Source organism: Rouxiella sp. Mn2063 (assembly GCF_049319665.1).
Lineage (GTDB): Bacteria > Pseudomonadota > Gammaproteobacteria > Enterobacterales > Enterobacteriaceae > JBMOUD01.
Genome location: NZ_JBMOUD010000048.1, coordinates 1 through 500, shown reverse-complemented (window position 1 = coordinate 500; position 500 = coordinate 1). Strand labels below are relative to the sequence as shown.

Here is a 500-nt window from a genome sequence, read left to right as displayed (position 1 = left end):
TAACCCGTGGCATTGGTGTTACCCGAGGTATGATCCCAGGCACCCAGCAATTGCGCCCACGCGCCGCCGTCTTCATCGGCTCTTAGCTCATTCGAAACTGACTGACCTTCAGCTTGGCGCAGACGGGTATTTAGCGTATCGCGCAGATAGCGGCTGTCATTGAGTTGAGCGGCAACAATGTCGGCATGAATCTGGCCACCAAGCTGGCGGAAGGCTTGTTGCGCCTGTCCCGCATTACCGCTATTAAGGATACTTTCATAGACCGGGTTACCGGCCGCGAGCTGCTCTGCCGCCGTTGCAACAGAACGCTGGTTATTGGTGAGCGCTACATCGGCAAAACGGGTATCGTTACGGCCGATATCCAGTGTCACCTGCGTGGGTTGATAATTTAACGCGGTACCAATAAACAGGTAATTCGGCTCGACGCTGTCAAACTGGCCGCTTACCCCTTGTTGGGCGCTGAGGATATTGTACTGCTGACCCAGTAAGCTGCGAACGTC

The 500-nt window shown here is 55.2% G+C and carries 1 protein-coding gene; it reads right to left on the bottom strand.

Annotated features, from left to right (window positions below; translation table 11 throughout):
* Positions 1–500, bottom strand: a 500-nt coding sequence (locus ACL9RG_RS22745; protein WP_422794916.1) for an autotransporter outer membrane beta-barrel domain-containing protein, incomplete at both ends; no start/stop codon positions are given.